Genomic DNA, 14,875 nt, shown 5'->3' on the forward strand with positions numbered 1-14,875 from the left:
TTTTTAAATGATGAATTTGGTCATTTCAAAGAATTTAGCGCGAAAATAATGTTGAATAAGGTAAACTAAGCCAGAACTGAATCATTGGGGTAAAAAATGTCAGAAGAAATGAGTTTAGAAGAGCGTAAGGTGATTTATCGCGCACGTCGTGGTCTAAAAGAGATTGATGTTTATTTTGACCCTTATGTAAAACAATATTACTTACAAGCGGATGCACAAGAAAAAGCCTTATTTAAAGAATTGGTTGATCAAGAAGATCCAGACCTACTTGATTGGTTTATGGAGGTTTCTGAACCACCACGTCCAGAGTTAAGAGTATTGATCAATAAGTTAAAACATTATGTTCATGGCTGAATCAAGTCAACATCAGCGATATGAATTAAGACCCAGTCGGATTGCACTGGGTTTTCAGCTTTTATGCCTAGCATTGATGTTTATTCTGTGGCTGAAAATTTTGAATATTTGGTTGTGTTTGTTGTTACTGTTGTTGGGATTACTCAGTTTAAAATGGTTGAGAAAACATCGGCAGGTAAAAAGTTTGGCACAATTGGATTTAGCTGAATGGGTGATTCAATATACGGATTTACAACAAGCACAGCATGTGCAGATCAAACACATGATTGATCATAGTTTTTATGTTGTGGTGTATTTTAATGAAAAAAAACATGCGAATTTGATTATTTGGCAGGATCAAATGAGTATTTTGGCGTGGAAATCTTTGAAATCTCGGGTCAAACTTCAATAATTGTCTGACAAATATAAATTTTTAAAGTTAAATTTAATCCTGATAAAACAATTTCTTAATTAAAAAAATGGCAATCTAGTTCACATTGTTAGACCAAAAGGATAAAAAATTGTGCAATTCAGCAATTGTCTGACAATTATCTCTTCAAAAACATACTTCTACCTGTAAATTAAAAATACCAACAGCGAGGAGGAATTTCCAAATGGGTGAAATTCATACGTTTTGGTTCTTAGTGGTTGCAATCATGCTTGCAATTATATTTGGAAGACTAGGAACTATGCTGAGGGAACAGATTGAAAAGGCTCACGATAACAAAGTTAACGCGAGTAAGTTTAAAACCAATAAGCTCTCTCAATAGAGTTTACCTTTTAATAAGTAGCATGTGCTGAACCGTCGCAATGCTACTTTTTTTTGCCTAAAATTTCTATAAAAAAAAGATCAGGTCAATTGAATACACAAGGAAGTCTGTCAAATTGTTCAGATAGAATTAGAGCAATTACTCTTTTATTCAGAGAATGCATCTGATATTGTTATTTAAAAAGGATATAAACACAATTATATAGAGGACAGGAGTATGTCTAAGGCCCGTAAATTTGGTCAATTGATGCTGACCGCTGTGATTGCTTCGTCTGTATTATCAGGATGCTCATATGTCGTTAAATCAGGTGCCAATGTTGCACTTGGATTTAGTGAAAAGCATATCGTTCCACCAATTTTGGCGGGAAATGATACTGATATGGCGTGTAATTCTGGCAATGCATTAACTCCAGCAATCATGGCAACTAAAGATATGGGGGCAGATCCAACCCGTATGGCAGTATTACTCTATTCCGCTGCGGGAATGTGTGCAGAAAATCGCGCCTTGGATGCTGAACTCAGATATTTACGTGCTTCCAAAGACGGTAAAGTCACAGAAGCGCAAGATGCGCGTGTAGAACAAAAGCGCTGGGCAGCATTGGCAGCAGAACGCCAATACACGGGTTATCAGTTATTTGCAGAACGTTGGCAAGCCAAATATAAATATACCTTGGGTGACTCTTGTCCAACCATGCGTAAGGACTTAGATCAAACCATCTATCTCATTGGTTTACTGAGTGGCTTGCAGGCTATGACCAATGATATTAACTCTGGCGGTGCAGTGAATGTGCCTAAAGATATTGCTGCAATTGTTGAACGTGGTATGACATGTTTAGACAATAACAAATTCTGGGGTGCGCCAATGGCGACCCGTGCTGTAATTTGGATCTTGTTACCAGGTGCAGGAGATGGTAAGCCAGATCCGACACAAACCTTACAACAATCTATGCAAATTGCAGAACAAAAAGGCGTTCGTTTGGCATTTGCAATGAATGCTGTGGCTGCTCAAGCCAGCGGTGATGACGCAAAATTGCGATCTGCGTTAAAAGCTTATGCTGCATCTCGTGCTGATGATAAGCCTGTTAACCCTGAATTTAGATTGTTAGATGGTATGGCAGGTCAGATGATCCAAGGTATCGCAGATCGTTACTGGACTGAAAACACAGGTGTACGTGCGCCAGATGATGGTATGTCTACTTTCTGGGATGAACAAGCTTCCTCTGGTGATGACGAGTTATTCAATGACTTACCTGCGCCAACAGAAGATCCTGCTCCATCTACAGAAGAACCCGCAAATAATCCATAACATTCATTTTCTTTCTAATGAATAGATTGGTTAGAATCAAAGAAGAGCAATAGCTCTTCTTTTTTATGGTGTCGCATGGTCCAACAGAAGCATAATGAGAATTTTTGGTTTATTGGTTTAAGCATCACTTTTTTTGCAGTTCTTCAGCTTTTTCAAAATGCCTTGATTTATCAATCAGACTTATTTCTGACTCAACCTTGGCGTTGGTGGACAGGGCATTGGGTACATGTGGGATGGATTCATTATGGCTTAAATGTGTTGGCTTTGGCATGTCTCCCTTTGCTATTTCCCAACATTCAACAAAAAGTCTTAATCTTGTTATTGCTGGTTTTATCACCTTTACTCAGTCTTTGTTTCTATCTATTCTATCCTCAGATTTTCGCTTATGCAGGCTTGTCAGGTGTTTTGCATGGTTTATTTATTTTTTGTGCAATTGTGAGTTTGCAACAACCAAAGGAACGTAAATTTGCTGCATTGCTACTCTTACTCATCCTTGGAAAAATAGCTTGGGAATATCGCTTTGGCGCTCTACAAACAGAACAATTGATTGGTCATCCTGTATTGACGCAGGCTCATTTACTAGGTGTCATTTTTGGCAGTATTTGTTCAATTTTAACTTTGGTTTTTCATTTTAATGTTTTAAAGAATAGGTAATATTGTAAGGGGAGACAAAAATATTAACTTCTTACAATTGATTAATTTTGATCTGCTTTTGTTCTTGATTCTTCAGGCATTCAGCGTATTTTAGTAAGAATAATAGATAAACACTGATTTTTTCTCATATTAAATTATAAATTTAGAGGTGAGTTGACAAAAAGGTCGCCAAAAAAATTAATCTTTGTCATGTTTTTTCTAGGAAAATTACGGCAAATTTAAGATGTACCGATAGGAATGGGTATTGGTAAAGGATTTTACCTCTGACCTAATAATAAAGATAAGTTATGCAAGCAATTGCATAGTGGTTTTAAAACTGGAATAACAATGCAAGAACCTGTAAATAATAGATCGGGATTAGGTCTACTCAGTTATCTCTGGAATGAGTGGTTCTCAACCTTTTCCATCCTTATTCTACTCCTGCTGACCTTGATTATTGGGACAGGGGATATGATCCATGGGCAAATGCTCCGTTTAGGCGAACGCCTGTATGGAGACGAAAAAATAGGAATGCAATATTCCTTTTTACGTGCCGAACCAAAACAACCTTCATGTGATCGCAATCTAGACATCGATAAGCTGGTAAAAGAAAAAATGCAACAGGAAGCCAGTGATCCTGATGCTGCGTTTTTCGGGTTAACACCTGAGGCGGATGTCCGAGCGTCATTTGTTTCAGCCCAGACTGATTGTGAACAAAAATATGCGTTCTATGATAAGTCAATGAAGCATATGGAAGATCATCCATCCATTCGTACTTATCGTTCAATGGAAACGGGCTTTTTCTGGATATTGAAATGGGGCTCTGAACATCGCGTCCTGATTTTAATTTTGATGGTAGTGATTGCTGCAATCACAGCATCATTAAAAATGCATCATATTGGTTTACGCCCTGCACGAACCAAACTTGATTTTAAAGTTTATAACGTTGCAATGGTGCTTGGTAATGCATTGCTCAGTTTCTCGGTAATTAGCCAGTATCGTTCCGTACAAAACTCAGGTGTAGAATCTACACTGGAAACCATCGGTGTCTACTGGTTGTGGATGATTCTATTTACCGTCCTCACTGTGATTAGCCTGTATAAATTATTCCGCACACCTGAAACAGCCGAAGAAGGTGGGAATTTTGGACTAGCACTGCTCAGCATTCCTTTATATGCCTTCATGGCGATTGTAACGGGTATTGCCTTTACATTCTTTATGGACTATCCAATGGGACAAGGGATTTACCTTGGCTTATTGACTGAGTTCTCTAATATCTTCCTGAACTTAGCGCTGTTCATTTGGGCGGGGATGTTACTAACTCAAACCCGAGTCATGGACTTGTTCTTGGCGATTTTACGTCCTTGGAACTTGGCGCCAGAAACATTGACTTGGATCATTTTGATTGGTGCTGCAATTCCTACAGCCTATACTGGCGCATCGGGTATCTTCGTTGTTGCCGCGGGTGCGATCATCTATAAAGAAGTATGGAATTCTGGTGCACGCCGTCAATATGCATTGGCTGTTTCAGCAATGTCAGGTTCATTGGGTGTGGTATTACGTCCATGTCTGTTGGTGATTTTAATTTCGATGCTTGATAGCCGCCATGTCACTTCTGATGAGTTATTTGATCACGGTATCTATGTATTCTGGTTAACTGCATTTATTTTCCTCGGGGTGTCATTGTTCCTTGCAGAGAATAAATTCCGCATTAACTCACCAAAAGTTGCAGTTCCAGGTATGTTGCGCGCATTTTTACCTGTGATCCCATATATTTTGATTGTTGCAGTTGTGATCGGCTTCTATAAGTTCGGTTTAGACACGCAAATGGATGAGTTTACTGCACCTGTTATTCTTCCAATCATGCTGTTGGCATTTATTTTGTTTGATAAATTATTTGGCAATAAATTACCAATTCCGGAAAATCCAAATAAAGCACTTGCACTGGAACATGAAAAGAATTCAGAGTACTTGCGTGAGCATGGAGATACCGCAGAAACTAAGCGTGGTTTCCGCAGTGCGATTCGTTTTGCGACTTCTGAGAGTGTAGGACATATTGGTGCGCTGATTATCCTGATGGCATTGTCTGCAAGTGTGGGTGGTTTGATTGAGCGTAGCGAAATCGTGACCATGGTTCCAACGCATCTGGGCAGTATCTTGGTAACGCTTGGCTTTATGGCGTTATTGCTTGCAATGATTGGTATGACGACAGATCCATTCGGCGCGGTGATTCTGGTTGCTGCAACGATTGCGCCAGTTGCATTTGATAATGGTATCCATCCAATCCACTTCTGGATGATTGTATTGGTTGCATTCGAGTTCGGTTATGTGACGCCACCAGTTGCACTGAATCATTTGCTGACGAGGCTCTCTGTGGGCGATGCTGAAGTCGCCGCCGCTGACGCTGAAGCGAAAGCAAAATATACCAGCTTCTATTATCGTTATGAGCGTTGGATCTTACCAATCGTGGTCTTGTTCTCTGCCTTAATGATCGTGACCTATGCACCTTACTTATTTAATCTATTTGATTGGTATAGTGCGAAGTAATGACCACAATTAAAAAGCGCCTTAGGGCGCTTTTTTTGATGGTATGTATTATGTGGAGAAATTACAGCTTTTAAGTGCTGATATATTTGAGCAAAAAAGTTAAAGCGAACATTTATAAATAGCTGTAGTCGATATGTCGATGATTGTGCTAAAACTTGATGACCGTGTTTAGAGTGAGTCAGACTGAAATTGTTGAATATATTCACTGGGCGTTAAACTGGTCTCTCGTTTAAACATGGCACTAAAAGCACTTGCACTGTCATAACCTAAATCTAAAGCAACATTGAAAATTGACTTATTCATTGCGAGATCAATCATTGCTTGCATCAAGCGGGCTTGGCGAACCCAATGACTAAAATACATTTGGGTTTCTTTTTGAAAATGTCGTGTAAGGGTTTTGGGGCTGATATGCAAAAGTGCTGCGGCATGCGCTAAGCTCCAATCCTGAGCCAGATCATTTTTAATAGCAACGCAGAGTTTTTGCAGTTTAATATTTTGCGGTTCGGGCAAATTAAAAGGCAGTACATGTAGTAGTGCCACTTCATCTAAAATCAACTCAAGTAATCGCTGCTCTCGACTGTGTGGCTGAATTGGGCTTTGAATCTGCATGGCATGACGAATCAACTCTTTGAGCAGGGGAGAAATACTCACGACACGACAATGATTCACCAATTGATCACGTACATCAGGCTCGATAAATACGCCATAGGCTTGTACATCACCACTGATGTGCAAGGCATGAAGCTGATAGGCAGGAATCCATACGCCACGTCCAGGAGGTGTGACCCAAGTTCCCTCTGTGGTTTGTACTCGAATTACACCCGTAAGCGTATGAATGAGCTGAACTCGATCATGGCTGTGCCAATCTTCTACATGACCGTGACTATAGTTTTCAGTAAATGCATATACAGGATAATCTAAAAATCCATGATCGTAATTATTGCCCAACGACCTACCTCCATATTTGAATGTTTGGTTTTATTTTCAACATGACCCTGTGCCTATCATAAATAAAATGTCCTTTTCTCGATAATTTTTGTCATTTTGTCGTACAAGCTCGAAATCAATATTTTTTAACATGATTGCTTCTTTCTGTATAGGCAGAAGCTTATGTTCCAAAAAGCATATTTCTATCCCTTGTTTGCCATTTTGTTTTGGGCTGGAAATGTCATTGTGTCCAAAATGGCGAGCCATGCAATTTCACCGATAGCGATTACATTTTATCGTTTAGTCTTTGCATTGGCTGTGATGAGTACTTTTGTTCTGATTCCGACATGGAAAAATCGTAAAGTCATTGCTCAATACTGGAAGCACTTGGCTTTAGGTGGCTTTCTATCAGTCTCATTATTTCAGTTTTTATCTTATCAGGCTGCTGCTACCACGACCGCAACCAATATGTCGATTGTCACAGCGCTGATTCCCTTATTGACAATTATTTTAAGTACTTGGATTTTAAAAGATCAGGTGAGTTATGGTTTGGTGATCGGGGGCTTATTGTCTTTTTATGGTATTTTGTACTTATTGAGTCATGGACATATTGCTCAGGTGTTTACTCAAGGTATGCATCTTGGTGATGCATTAATGCTTATTGCATCAATCGGTTATGCGCTATATGGCGTTCTGTTAAAGCGTTGGAAAATGCCGATCCCTGCGTGGCAAGCAAATTTTGTGATGTCTACTTTTGCAATCCTATATGTTTTACCTTTTTTCATTTTTTTACCTGCTTCTCAAATGCAGTTGAATCAACACACCATTCCTTTAATTTTATATGCCAGCATTTTCTCGTCTATTTTGTTGTCTTATTTATGGATTGAGGGGGTAAGGCATTTAGGACCGAATAAGAATAGTATTTTTATGAATTTATTGCCGGTTTTTACTGCTTTAATTGCAGTGGTATTGCTCGGAGAACAGCTACAAGTTTTCCATTTGGTTGGTGGTGGTCTGACATTGTGTGGAATTTTATTGGCACAAATGATGCAAAAACCGATTCAATGGGGCAAACGAAATAAACAGTCACTCGACTCACTTTAAATGTATTTTATTGACCATAAAAAAGCCTAAACAGTGTGTTTGTTTAGGCTTTTATGAATCCACCGCTTTATTGCTTTTGAGCAGCAAGTTGTTGTTCTAATATTTTAATTTGCTCTTCTTTCAACTTAATCAATTGATCTGCATCCGCATGTTGAGAGGTGAGGTTCTGCTGTTGATCATCCAATTGTTTTTGAATGTCTTCTAACTTGGCAACTTCCTCTTTTGCCAAACTGGCATTCTCTGGGACTTTATCTTTTAAAATCGTTTCGTTGACTAATTCCACATTGGTTGCAGAAGCGCTTTGCTCAGCGGGCTGTGCGGTAACTGGAGCAGTTTCTGGTACTTTTTTGGCAGGTGCAGTTTGATGAGTTTGTTCATTATTTTGTGTCGTTTCGGATGAGTGATTCAACCAGAAAAAAACAGCAACTAATAAAATAACCGCAATTAAGCCACCTGCAATGATCCACATTAATTTTGAATTATTTCTTTCTTCTACATACATTTTATAAGATCCAATTTATTTTGAAGAGCGAGGCTTGAATTGAATCACCCCAATTTCATCAGGTATGGCTGGCTCTTCAGGCGCATCTACATGAGTAGGGCGATTTTCAGAGTAACCACACTCGATGCATTCAATCCATTCAGCATCGCCTTGGGTGAGCATTACAATACGATCCATCGCTTCACATTTCGGACATTTTGCACCAGCAATGAAACGACGTTTAATATTCATACACCCACCACACTTTAAACAATTTTGACCGTTAGTTTAAGCGTTTTTTTAGCTATTCGTCCAACCTTGATGACGCAATAATGCATCTATTTTTGGCTCACGACCACGGAAATTGATAAATGCGTCAAGTGCTGTATCTTTTCCGCCAACTGCAAGAATTGCCTTACGAAATTCTTGACCAGTCTGGGTGTTAAAAACACCTTCATTTTCAAAACGGTCAAAAGCATCACTGGCTAAAACTTCAGCCCATTTATAGGAATAATAGCCTGCAGCATAACCTCCTGCAAAAATATGACTGAACCCATTTTGGAAACGGTTATAAGGTGCAGTTGCTAACACTGCATATTTATGGCGAATATCATCTAAAGTCGCTTGGATCTGTTCTGCATTCAGTGCAGGAGTGAGCTTGTGAATGGTTAAGTCAAATAAAGCAAATTCGATTTGACGTAACGTTTGCATACCTGATTGGAAGAAACGTGCATCCAACAATGCTTTAAGCAGGTGATCGGGCAGTGTATCTTTAGATTCGATATGTTCACTGATTAAAGCTAAACTTTCACGGTCCCAAGTCCAAAACTCCATAAATTGACTTGGTAATTCAACTGCATCCCAAGCCACACCGTGTGTTCCTGCAACTGCGATATTATCCACTTCGGTTAACATGTGATGTAAGCCATGACCAAACTCATGGAATAAGGTATTCACTTCATCATGTGTTAATAACGCAGGTTGATTACCTACAGGAGGGGTGAAATTTCCAACCATATAGCAAATTGGTTTTTGTAAACCTGTTTCGGTTTGCATACGTGAGCGGAAGCCACTCATCCATGCACCACCACGTTTACCATTGCGGGCATAAAGGTCAAAATAGAATCCACCTATTACAGTCCCTTGATCTTCTAGCTCATAGTAGTGTGCATCTTTATGCCAAAGCGGAGCTTCACGCTCAATCACTTGGATACCATACAAGCGTTTTACAACATTGAATAAGCCTTGAATGACTTTAGGTGCTGGGAAGTAAGGTTTTAAATCTTCTTGAGAAAGATTGAACTGTTGAACTTTAAGTTTCTCAGAATAGTAGGTACTGTCCCAAGCTTTCAGTTCGTCGATACCATCTTGTTGGGCGATGGCTTTGAGTTCATCAACTTCTTTTAATGCTGGAGTGCGCGCATGTTCTGCTAAATCCACAAGAAATTGATCTACAGTGGCAACATCGGGTGCCATTTTTGATGCAAGTGAATATTCAGCATAATTGTCAAAACCTAAAAGCTTTGCCATCTCCTGACGTAAGCTCAGGATTTCAACCATGACCGGCGCATTGTCAAACTGTGTGTCAATTGCTTGATCAGATGCACGTGTTACGTAGGCATGGTAAAGCTCTTCACGCAAAGCCCGATCATCAGCATAGGTCATGATCGCCAAATAGGATGGAATATCTAAAGTAGCAACAGGTTGGTCTAACTCACGTTGCTGTCCATATTGTTTGAGCAATTCGATGCTACTTTGCGGTAAACCTTTTAACTGTTCTGTCGTTAAAACTTTACGATATGCTTGGGTCGAGTCTAAAACATGATTTGAAAAGTCTGACGAGAGTTGTGATAGACGTGCTGAAATTTCAGCATAGCGTTTTTTGGCTTGACCTTCTAAAGCTACACCTGAAAGCTTAAAGTCTCGAAGCGCGAGTTTAATTGCACTCTGTTGAGCTGCTGATAAGTCAGCAAAAATACTATTGTCATAGACATTTTGATAGGTCTGGAACAAAGCAACATGTTGACCAAGCTGAGTGTAGTATTCGCTGAGGCTTGGTAATAAGGCTTGATACACTTCGCGTGTTTCGGCATTGTTCATGACCGCATTGAGGTGTGACAAAATTCCCCAAGATTCACTCATATTGTTTTCAAGTGTATCTACCGTTTCAATCACGGTAAGTTGTTGCTGAATCGTTTCAGGAACTTGAGACAATTCGTTTAAAAAGTTTTGACCATTTTGAATGGCTTGTTCAATATTGTGTTGAAGTTGATCTAAGGTGATTTGATCAAATTGGGGGATAGGCAAAGTTGCCTTTTCTAATGTCATATGCTTTATGCCATATCAATTCTAAAGTTATAGATAGATGTAGGGCTTTTAAGTGGCGAAATCAAGGTATAACAATAAAATTAACACAGTGCTTAGTCTAACTGTTTGGTTTTGATGTTGTATTCAAAAGGTACAGAAAACGGTCCAGCATCGAAACTAATGCCTAAAATATCTTTGTTCAGATAAAAACCATCTGCTTTTTTTAGATCAATGATCTTTCGATCTTCTGCATAGTCTCGATATAGATATTGCAGATCTGCGCTGTCACAATTCTCAGCGATTGCTGATTTTTGTTGCTCAATACATGGATCAAGTTGTTTGGCAATTTCGCTTGAAATTTGACTTGCGGACAATTGATATTTTTTGAGTATTTGTGGCAAAGTCACGAATTGTTTCTTTTTTAAATCGATCACATAGTATTTTTCACGATAATAACTTCGACCACCTTCAATCTCTAAATGGATATGAATACTTAAATAATTGTGATCTTGATAAACCTGCTCTGAACTAAAATCAATTCGAGACGTTTCATCTGCTAAAAGCTCTTGCTGGATCTGTTGATTGATTTTTTCAAAGTCTTTGCCTTGGATAAAAGGAATAGTTCCTGAAAAGTTTGTGTATTTCTGAGGAATCGTTTGAGTTTTAAAGGTGATGGTTTCAGCAGAAGTTACACAGCTGAGTAACAGTGTTGCAAGTGACATGGTGGTTTTAATTTTCATAACTTTGCTTCTTGGGCTATTCTTATTTAATAATTATAGAGTAAATGCATATTGAACATTTCAATTTTAACGAATGGAATCATCCGTGACTAAATACTTTAATGTGAGTAATTAAAGAGCCTAATGGTGACTCAACGACAATAAGTTGAGTCGGAATTTCTTGCTGATCCTTAAATTTGTTATAGAAATCTTCTGAAATGCAGAGATTTAGAAATTCATTAGAATGATCATTGATACCCAATTGATAATTACACGTGAAAAAATTACGGCGATTTGATTTATAAATGGTATGTGTTTGAACATTTATCAGTTTCTGTTCTCCCAAAAGTGAGGTATATGCTATAGGAACAATTCCAGAAACTTGGCAATCAATAAAAAAGAAAATAAGTAGGGGTAACCATAATAAATTAAAAGCTTTTTCTGGATCATAAATTATATTTAAAGGATCAATTTGTTTGATATTTTTTCTAAAAATATAAATTAAAATTGTAGCAATTATCGTGAGTACGGCACAAAGCACCAATAATGCAATATCTAACTTAGGGTTAAGTAAAAAACTTGCATTTGATTTAACCCAGATCGCACTGACGAGCATATAAACATAGATCAAACAAACAATAGATTTTATATTTTTATTTTGCATATTTTGAATGATAAAGTGACTCAATTAATCAAAAGAAGCCTTACAAAGTAAGGCTTCCTAAAAAATTATTCATCTTTTGCTTTCGCATTCGACTTTTTCTTTTTTACCTTTTTCTTCACTTTATCTTTAGTCTTTGCTTCAGACTTTGTTGAAGTACTTTTTCCAGATTTTTTACTGTAAGAGCTGGGTTTTCCTTTGGCTTTTTTCTTTCGAATGGGGCGTTCTCCATCTTCACTGACATTTGAACGATCAGATTCAGATTTAGCCTTGTTTGGACGTTCAGAGAAAACTTCTTCTTTTGCTGTTGGTTTTGCCACACGTGGAGCACGACTGCGAATTGCACGACCTGCATGAGACAGTTGTTGCAACAACTCAAAATCAATCTTGCGCTCATCCAGATTGACGCCAGCAACCTTAATCTTCACTTCATCACCTAGACCAAAAACTTGTCCACGGTTTTGTCCAATTAAAGTTTGGCTCACTTGATCATAAACAAAATAGTCATCGCCCAACTGACTCACATGCACCATACCATCGACATACAAGTCTTTTAAGGTGATGAATAATCCAAACTCAGCCGTTGCGCTGATTACACCAACAAACTCTTCACCCAAATGCTGTTGCATATAGTGACATTTCAACCATGAAGTAACAGAACGAGAAGCTTCATCTGCACGACGTTCAGTTGCAGAGAAATGTTCACCTGCATCTTCTAATGCTGCACCTGAAAGTGGATACTTTTTATTGGTTAAACTGGCTTTAATCGCACGATGTAAGAGCAGGTCAGGGTAGCGACGAATTGGTGAGGTAAAATGAGTATATGCTTCATAAGCCAAACCATAGTGACCTACATTTTTTGGTCCATAATAAGCTTGCATCATTGAACGTAACAACACTGCATGAATACTTGGCGCATCAATACGATCTTTGGTCGCTTCAATAACAGCTTGATAGTCCGCCTGTGTCGGCTGATCAGGGAATTTAAGACCAAGTAATTTGACAAAGTCTTTGACTTTCTGAATTCGAGAAAACTCTGGTGCTTCATGCACACGGTACAGCATAGGGACTTCATTTTTTAAACAATATTCTGCTGCTGCAACGTTGGCGAGCAACATACATTCTTCAATCAATTTATGTGCAACATTTCGAGTGCGCGGTAAAATCTCTTTAATTCCACCTAATTCATCAAAGGTCATATAGGTTTCAACTGTTTCAAATTCCATTGCATGACGCTGTGCACGTAAACCTTTTAATGTTTCATATAATTGGTAAAGTGTATTGACAGATTTACGCACATCACGATCTTCAGGAATCGCATTGCTGTCGCCATCTAAGTATTGTGCAACTTGAGTGTATGTCAATCTTGCTTTTGAATGCATCACCGATGGGTAGAATTCAAATTTGGTTACCCGACCTGCACGGCTGAGATTTAAATCACAGACCATACATAAACGGTCAACATGTGGATTTAAAGAACATAATCCATTTGATAACGCTTCAGGCAACATGGGCAATACATAGTGAGGGAAATACACGGATGTACCGCGCTCTTGTGCTTCATCATCTAAAGGTTGACCGATTCGCACATAATGGCTGACATCGGCAATAGCCACAACTACACGATAACCACCACCTGCACGCTTTTCAGCATAAACGGCATCATCAAAATCGCGAGCATCTTCACCATCAATGGTGACTAAAGGTAAATCACGTAAATCTATACGTCCTTGTCGATCTTTTGCTGAAGGTTCTTTATAAGCCTCAGCCTCTTTGATGACTTCTTCTGGGAATTCATAAGGTAAACCATATTCTAAAATGGTTTGAGGGATGATAATTTCAGTATCTGCTTTATCCGCCATGGACTGAATCACATGACCTGTCGCAAATTCGTCCCGAGTAGGATAATCATCAATTTCTACACGTAAAGTATCACCCACTTTGGCTTTGGCATGCTCAATGAGTTCTTTTTCTAAGGTAATGGGTTGATGTGCATTAGGATTGGCAGGTTGTATAAAGTACTCACCATCAAATTCTGCAACTTTACCAATCAATTGCTTCACTCGGCGTTGAGTCACTTCGGTGATATATCCCCACGCTTTCCCTTTACGGTCGACAGAGGTTTGCTGAACTTTTACACGATCGCCATGAAAGACTTGGCGTAATTCACGCTCAGGTAGCAAGTATTCATCTTTTTTACCATCCAGACTGGCAACCCCTAAGCCTTTTGCATTGACATAAACTGTGGCATCAAGGGTCGGTTGATCTGCCATGAGTTGATACTTAAAACCATCTTTCATCAACTGACCATCACGTACCATTGCACTTAAACGATGGCTTAAAGCATCTATACTTTTTTGATCGACAATTTCAAACAGTTCTACAAGATCGGCATGTGATAATGCTTCTTGTTTTTGCTCAATGATTTCTAAGATCAGTGTACGACTTGGAATGGGATTGTCGTAACGCTCAGCTTCAGCTTTGGCTTCAGGATCGACCCAATTTTTCATGATGTATTTGGTTTCTAGTCAGAAGATAGGATTAGCATAAGACATACCGTGCAATACTGCACGTAATTGATTGCAATATTGTGTTTTTAATTTGGTTTTTTTAGAAATTGGGCATGTTTTTTAAGATGATGAATATTTTGCAGCATAAAAAAACAACAAAATGATGAAAAACGCTTAAAAAGTATTTAATTGAGTAAATTTCTCTATTTTTTTTAATATCATCACTTGCCGAATCGGGTTTAACTTTGTATTATGGCGGCTCGTTACGGTGAGATGGGTGAGTGGCTGAAACCACATCCCTGCTAAGGATGCATACGGGCAACTGTATCGAGGGTTCGAATCCCTCTCTCACCGCCAACGATTACTTATGACGCGCTCATAGCTCAGCTGGATAGAGCACTTGGCTACGAACTAAGGGGTCGGGAGTTCGAATCTCTCTGAGCGCACCAATAAGTTAATCAACATGTAACGAATGCCTTTAGGCAACACAAGTATTGCGCTCATAGCTCAGCTGGATAGAGCACTTGGCTACGAACTAAGGGGTCGGGAGTTCGAATCTCTCTGAGCGCACCAACTTG

General features: G+C 38.9%; 13 protein-coding genes and 3 tRNA genes. 9 read left to right on the plus strand and 7 right to left on the minus strand.

Going from position 1 to position 14,875, the window contains the following annotated elements:
* Positions 1-96: 96 nt before the first annotated feature.
* From AAV97_RS13980 to AAV97_RS14000, 5 genes are all read left to right on the plus strand, one after another.
* Entirely contained in the window at positions 97-354 is a 258-nt protein-coding gene (locus AAV97_RS13980) for a succinate dehydrogenase assembly factor 2 (RefSeq protein ID WP_004825172.1), read from the plus strand.
* On the plus strand, positions 347-745 hold the full coding sequence (locus AAV97_RS13985) for a hypothetical protein (RefSeq protein WP_009586036.1): 399 nt from the start codon (positions 347-349) through the stop codon (positions 743-745). Before AAV97_RS13980 ends, AAV97_RS13985 begins: the two co-directional genes overlap by 8 nt.
* A 574-nt stretch (positions 746-1,319) precedes the next feature.
* Positions 1,320-2,408 carry a hypothetical protein gene (locus AAV97_RS13990; RefSeq protein WP_004825166.1) on the plus strand — a complete coding sequence of 363 codons (1,089 nt, stop codon included), beginning with the start codon at positions 1,320-1,322 and terminating at the stop codon, positions 2,406-2,408.
* A 75-nt stretch (positions 2,409-2,483) separates the two neighbouring features.
* A complete protein-coding gene (gene rrtA / locus AAV97_RS13995; protein WP_046760865.1) occupies positions 2,484-3,062 on the plus strand; it encodes a rhombosortase in 579 nt (192 codons plus the stop codon).
* Between the two features lie 327 nt (positions 3,063-3,389).
* Entirely contained in the window at positions 3,390-5,588 is a 2,199-nt protein-coding gene (locus AAV97_RS14000; protein WP_004825161.1) for a TRAP transporter large permease subunit, read from the plus strand.
* A 168-nt stretch (positions 5,589-5,756) separates the two neighbouring features.
* Here AAV97_RS14000 and AAV97_RS14005 read toward each other — a convergent pair whose 3' ends face one another.
* Complete coding sequence (locus tag AAV97_RS14005; RefSeq protein ID WP_046760866.1) at positions 5,757-6,536, minus strand: AraC family transcriptional regulator; 780 nt, start codon at positions 6,534-6,536, stop codon at positions 5,757-5,759.
* A gap of 162 nt (positions 6,537-6,698) precedes the next feature.
* Between AAV97_RS14005 and AAV97_RS14010 the strand changes: the two genes are divergently transcribed.
* Positions 6,699-7,619 (plus strand): DMT family transporter, encoded by a 921-nt coding sequence (locus AAV97_RS14010; protein WP_042086950.1) that lies wholly within the window; start codon positions 6,699-6,701, stop codon positions 7,617-7,619.
* Positions 7,620-7,686: 67 nt separating this feature from the next.
* Here the strand turns inward: AAV97_RS14010 and AAV97_RS14015 are convergent, their stop codons facing one another.
* The 6 genes from AAV97_RS14015 to rnr all read right to left on the minus strand — a co-directional run bounded on the left by AAV97_RS14015 (position 7,687) and on the right by rnr (position 14,300).
* A complete protein-coding gene (locus AAV97_RS14015) occupies positions 7,687-8,121 on the minus strand; it encodes a hypothetical protein (protein WP_046760867.1) in 435 nt (144 codons plus the stop codon).
* 15 nt (positions 8,122-8,136) lie between these two features.
* Complete coding sequence (locus AAV97_RS14020) at positions 8,137-8,346, minus strand: YheV family putative zinc ribbon protein (protein ID WP_171064900.1); 210 nt, start codon at positions 8,344-8,346, stop codon at positions 8,137-8,139.
* Positions 8,347-8,400: 54 nt separating this feature from the next.
* Positions 8,401-10,428 carry a M3 family metallopeptidase gene (locus AAV97_RS14025; RefSeq protein WP_046760868.1) on the minus strand — a complete coding sequence of 676 codons (2,028 nt, stop codon included), beginning with the start codon at positions 10,426-10,428 and terminating at the stop codon, positions 8,401-8,403.
* Positions 10,429-10,520: 92 nt separating this feature from the next.
* Positions 10,521-11,147, minus strand: a complete 627-nt coding sequence (locus AAV97_RS14030; RefSeq protein WP_046760869.1) for a hypothetical protein — start codon at positions 11,145-11,147, stop codon at positions 10,521-10,523.
* A gap of 79 nt (positions 11,148-11,226) precedes the next feature.
* Entirely contained in the window at positions 11,227-11,790 is a 564-nt protein-coding gene (locus AAV97_RS14035; protein WP_046760870.1) for a hypothetical protein, read from the minus strand.
* Between the two features lie 65 nt (positions 11,791-11,855).
* Positions 11,856-14,300 (minus strand): ribonuclease R, encoded by a 2,445-nt coding sequence (gene rnr, locus AAV97_RS14040; protein ID WP_212771922.1) that lies wholly within the window; start codon positions 14,298-14,300, stop codon positions 11,856-11,858.
* Between the two features lie 264 nt (positions 14,301-14,564).
* Between rnr and AAV97_RS14045 the strand changes: the two genes are divergently transcribed.
* The 3 genes from AAV97_RS14045 to AAV97_RS14055 all read left to right on the plus strand — a co-directional run bounded on the left by AAV97_RS14045 (position 14,565) and on the right by AAV97_RS14055 (position 14,870).
* Positions 14,565-14,654, plus strand: a tRNA-Ser gene (locus tag AAV97_RS14045).
* Positions 14,655-14,669: 15 nt separating this feature from the next.
* A tRNA-Arg gene (locus AAV97_RS14050) sits at positions 14,670-14,746 on the plus strand.
* Between the two features lie 47 nt (positions 14,747-14,793).
* Positions 14,794-14,870 (plus strand) — tRNA-Arg (locus tag AAV97_RS14055).
* Positions 14,871-14,875: the final 5 nt, after the last annotated feature.

It is taken from the genome of Acinetobacter sp. Ag2 (assembly GCF_001005515.1).
In the GTDB taxonomy this organism is placed as follows: Bacteria; Pseudomonadota; Gammaproteobacteria; order Pseudomonadales; family Moraxellaceae; genus Acinetobacter; species Acinetobacter bereziniae.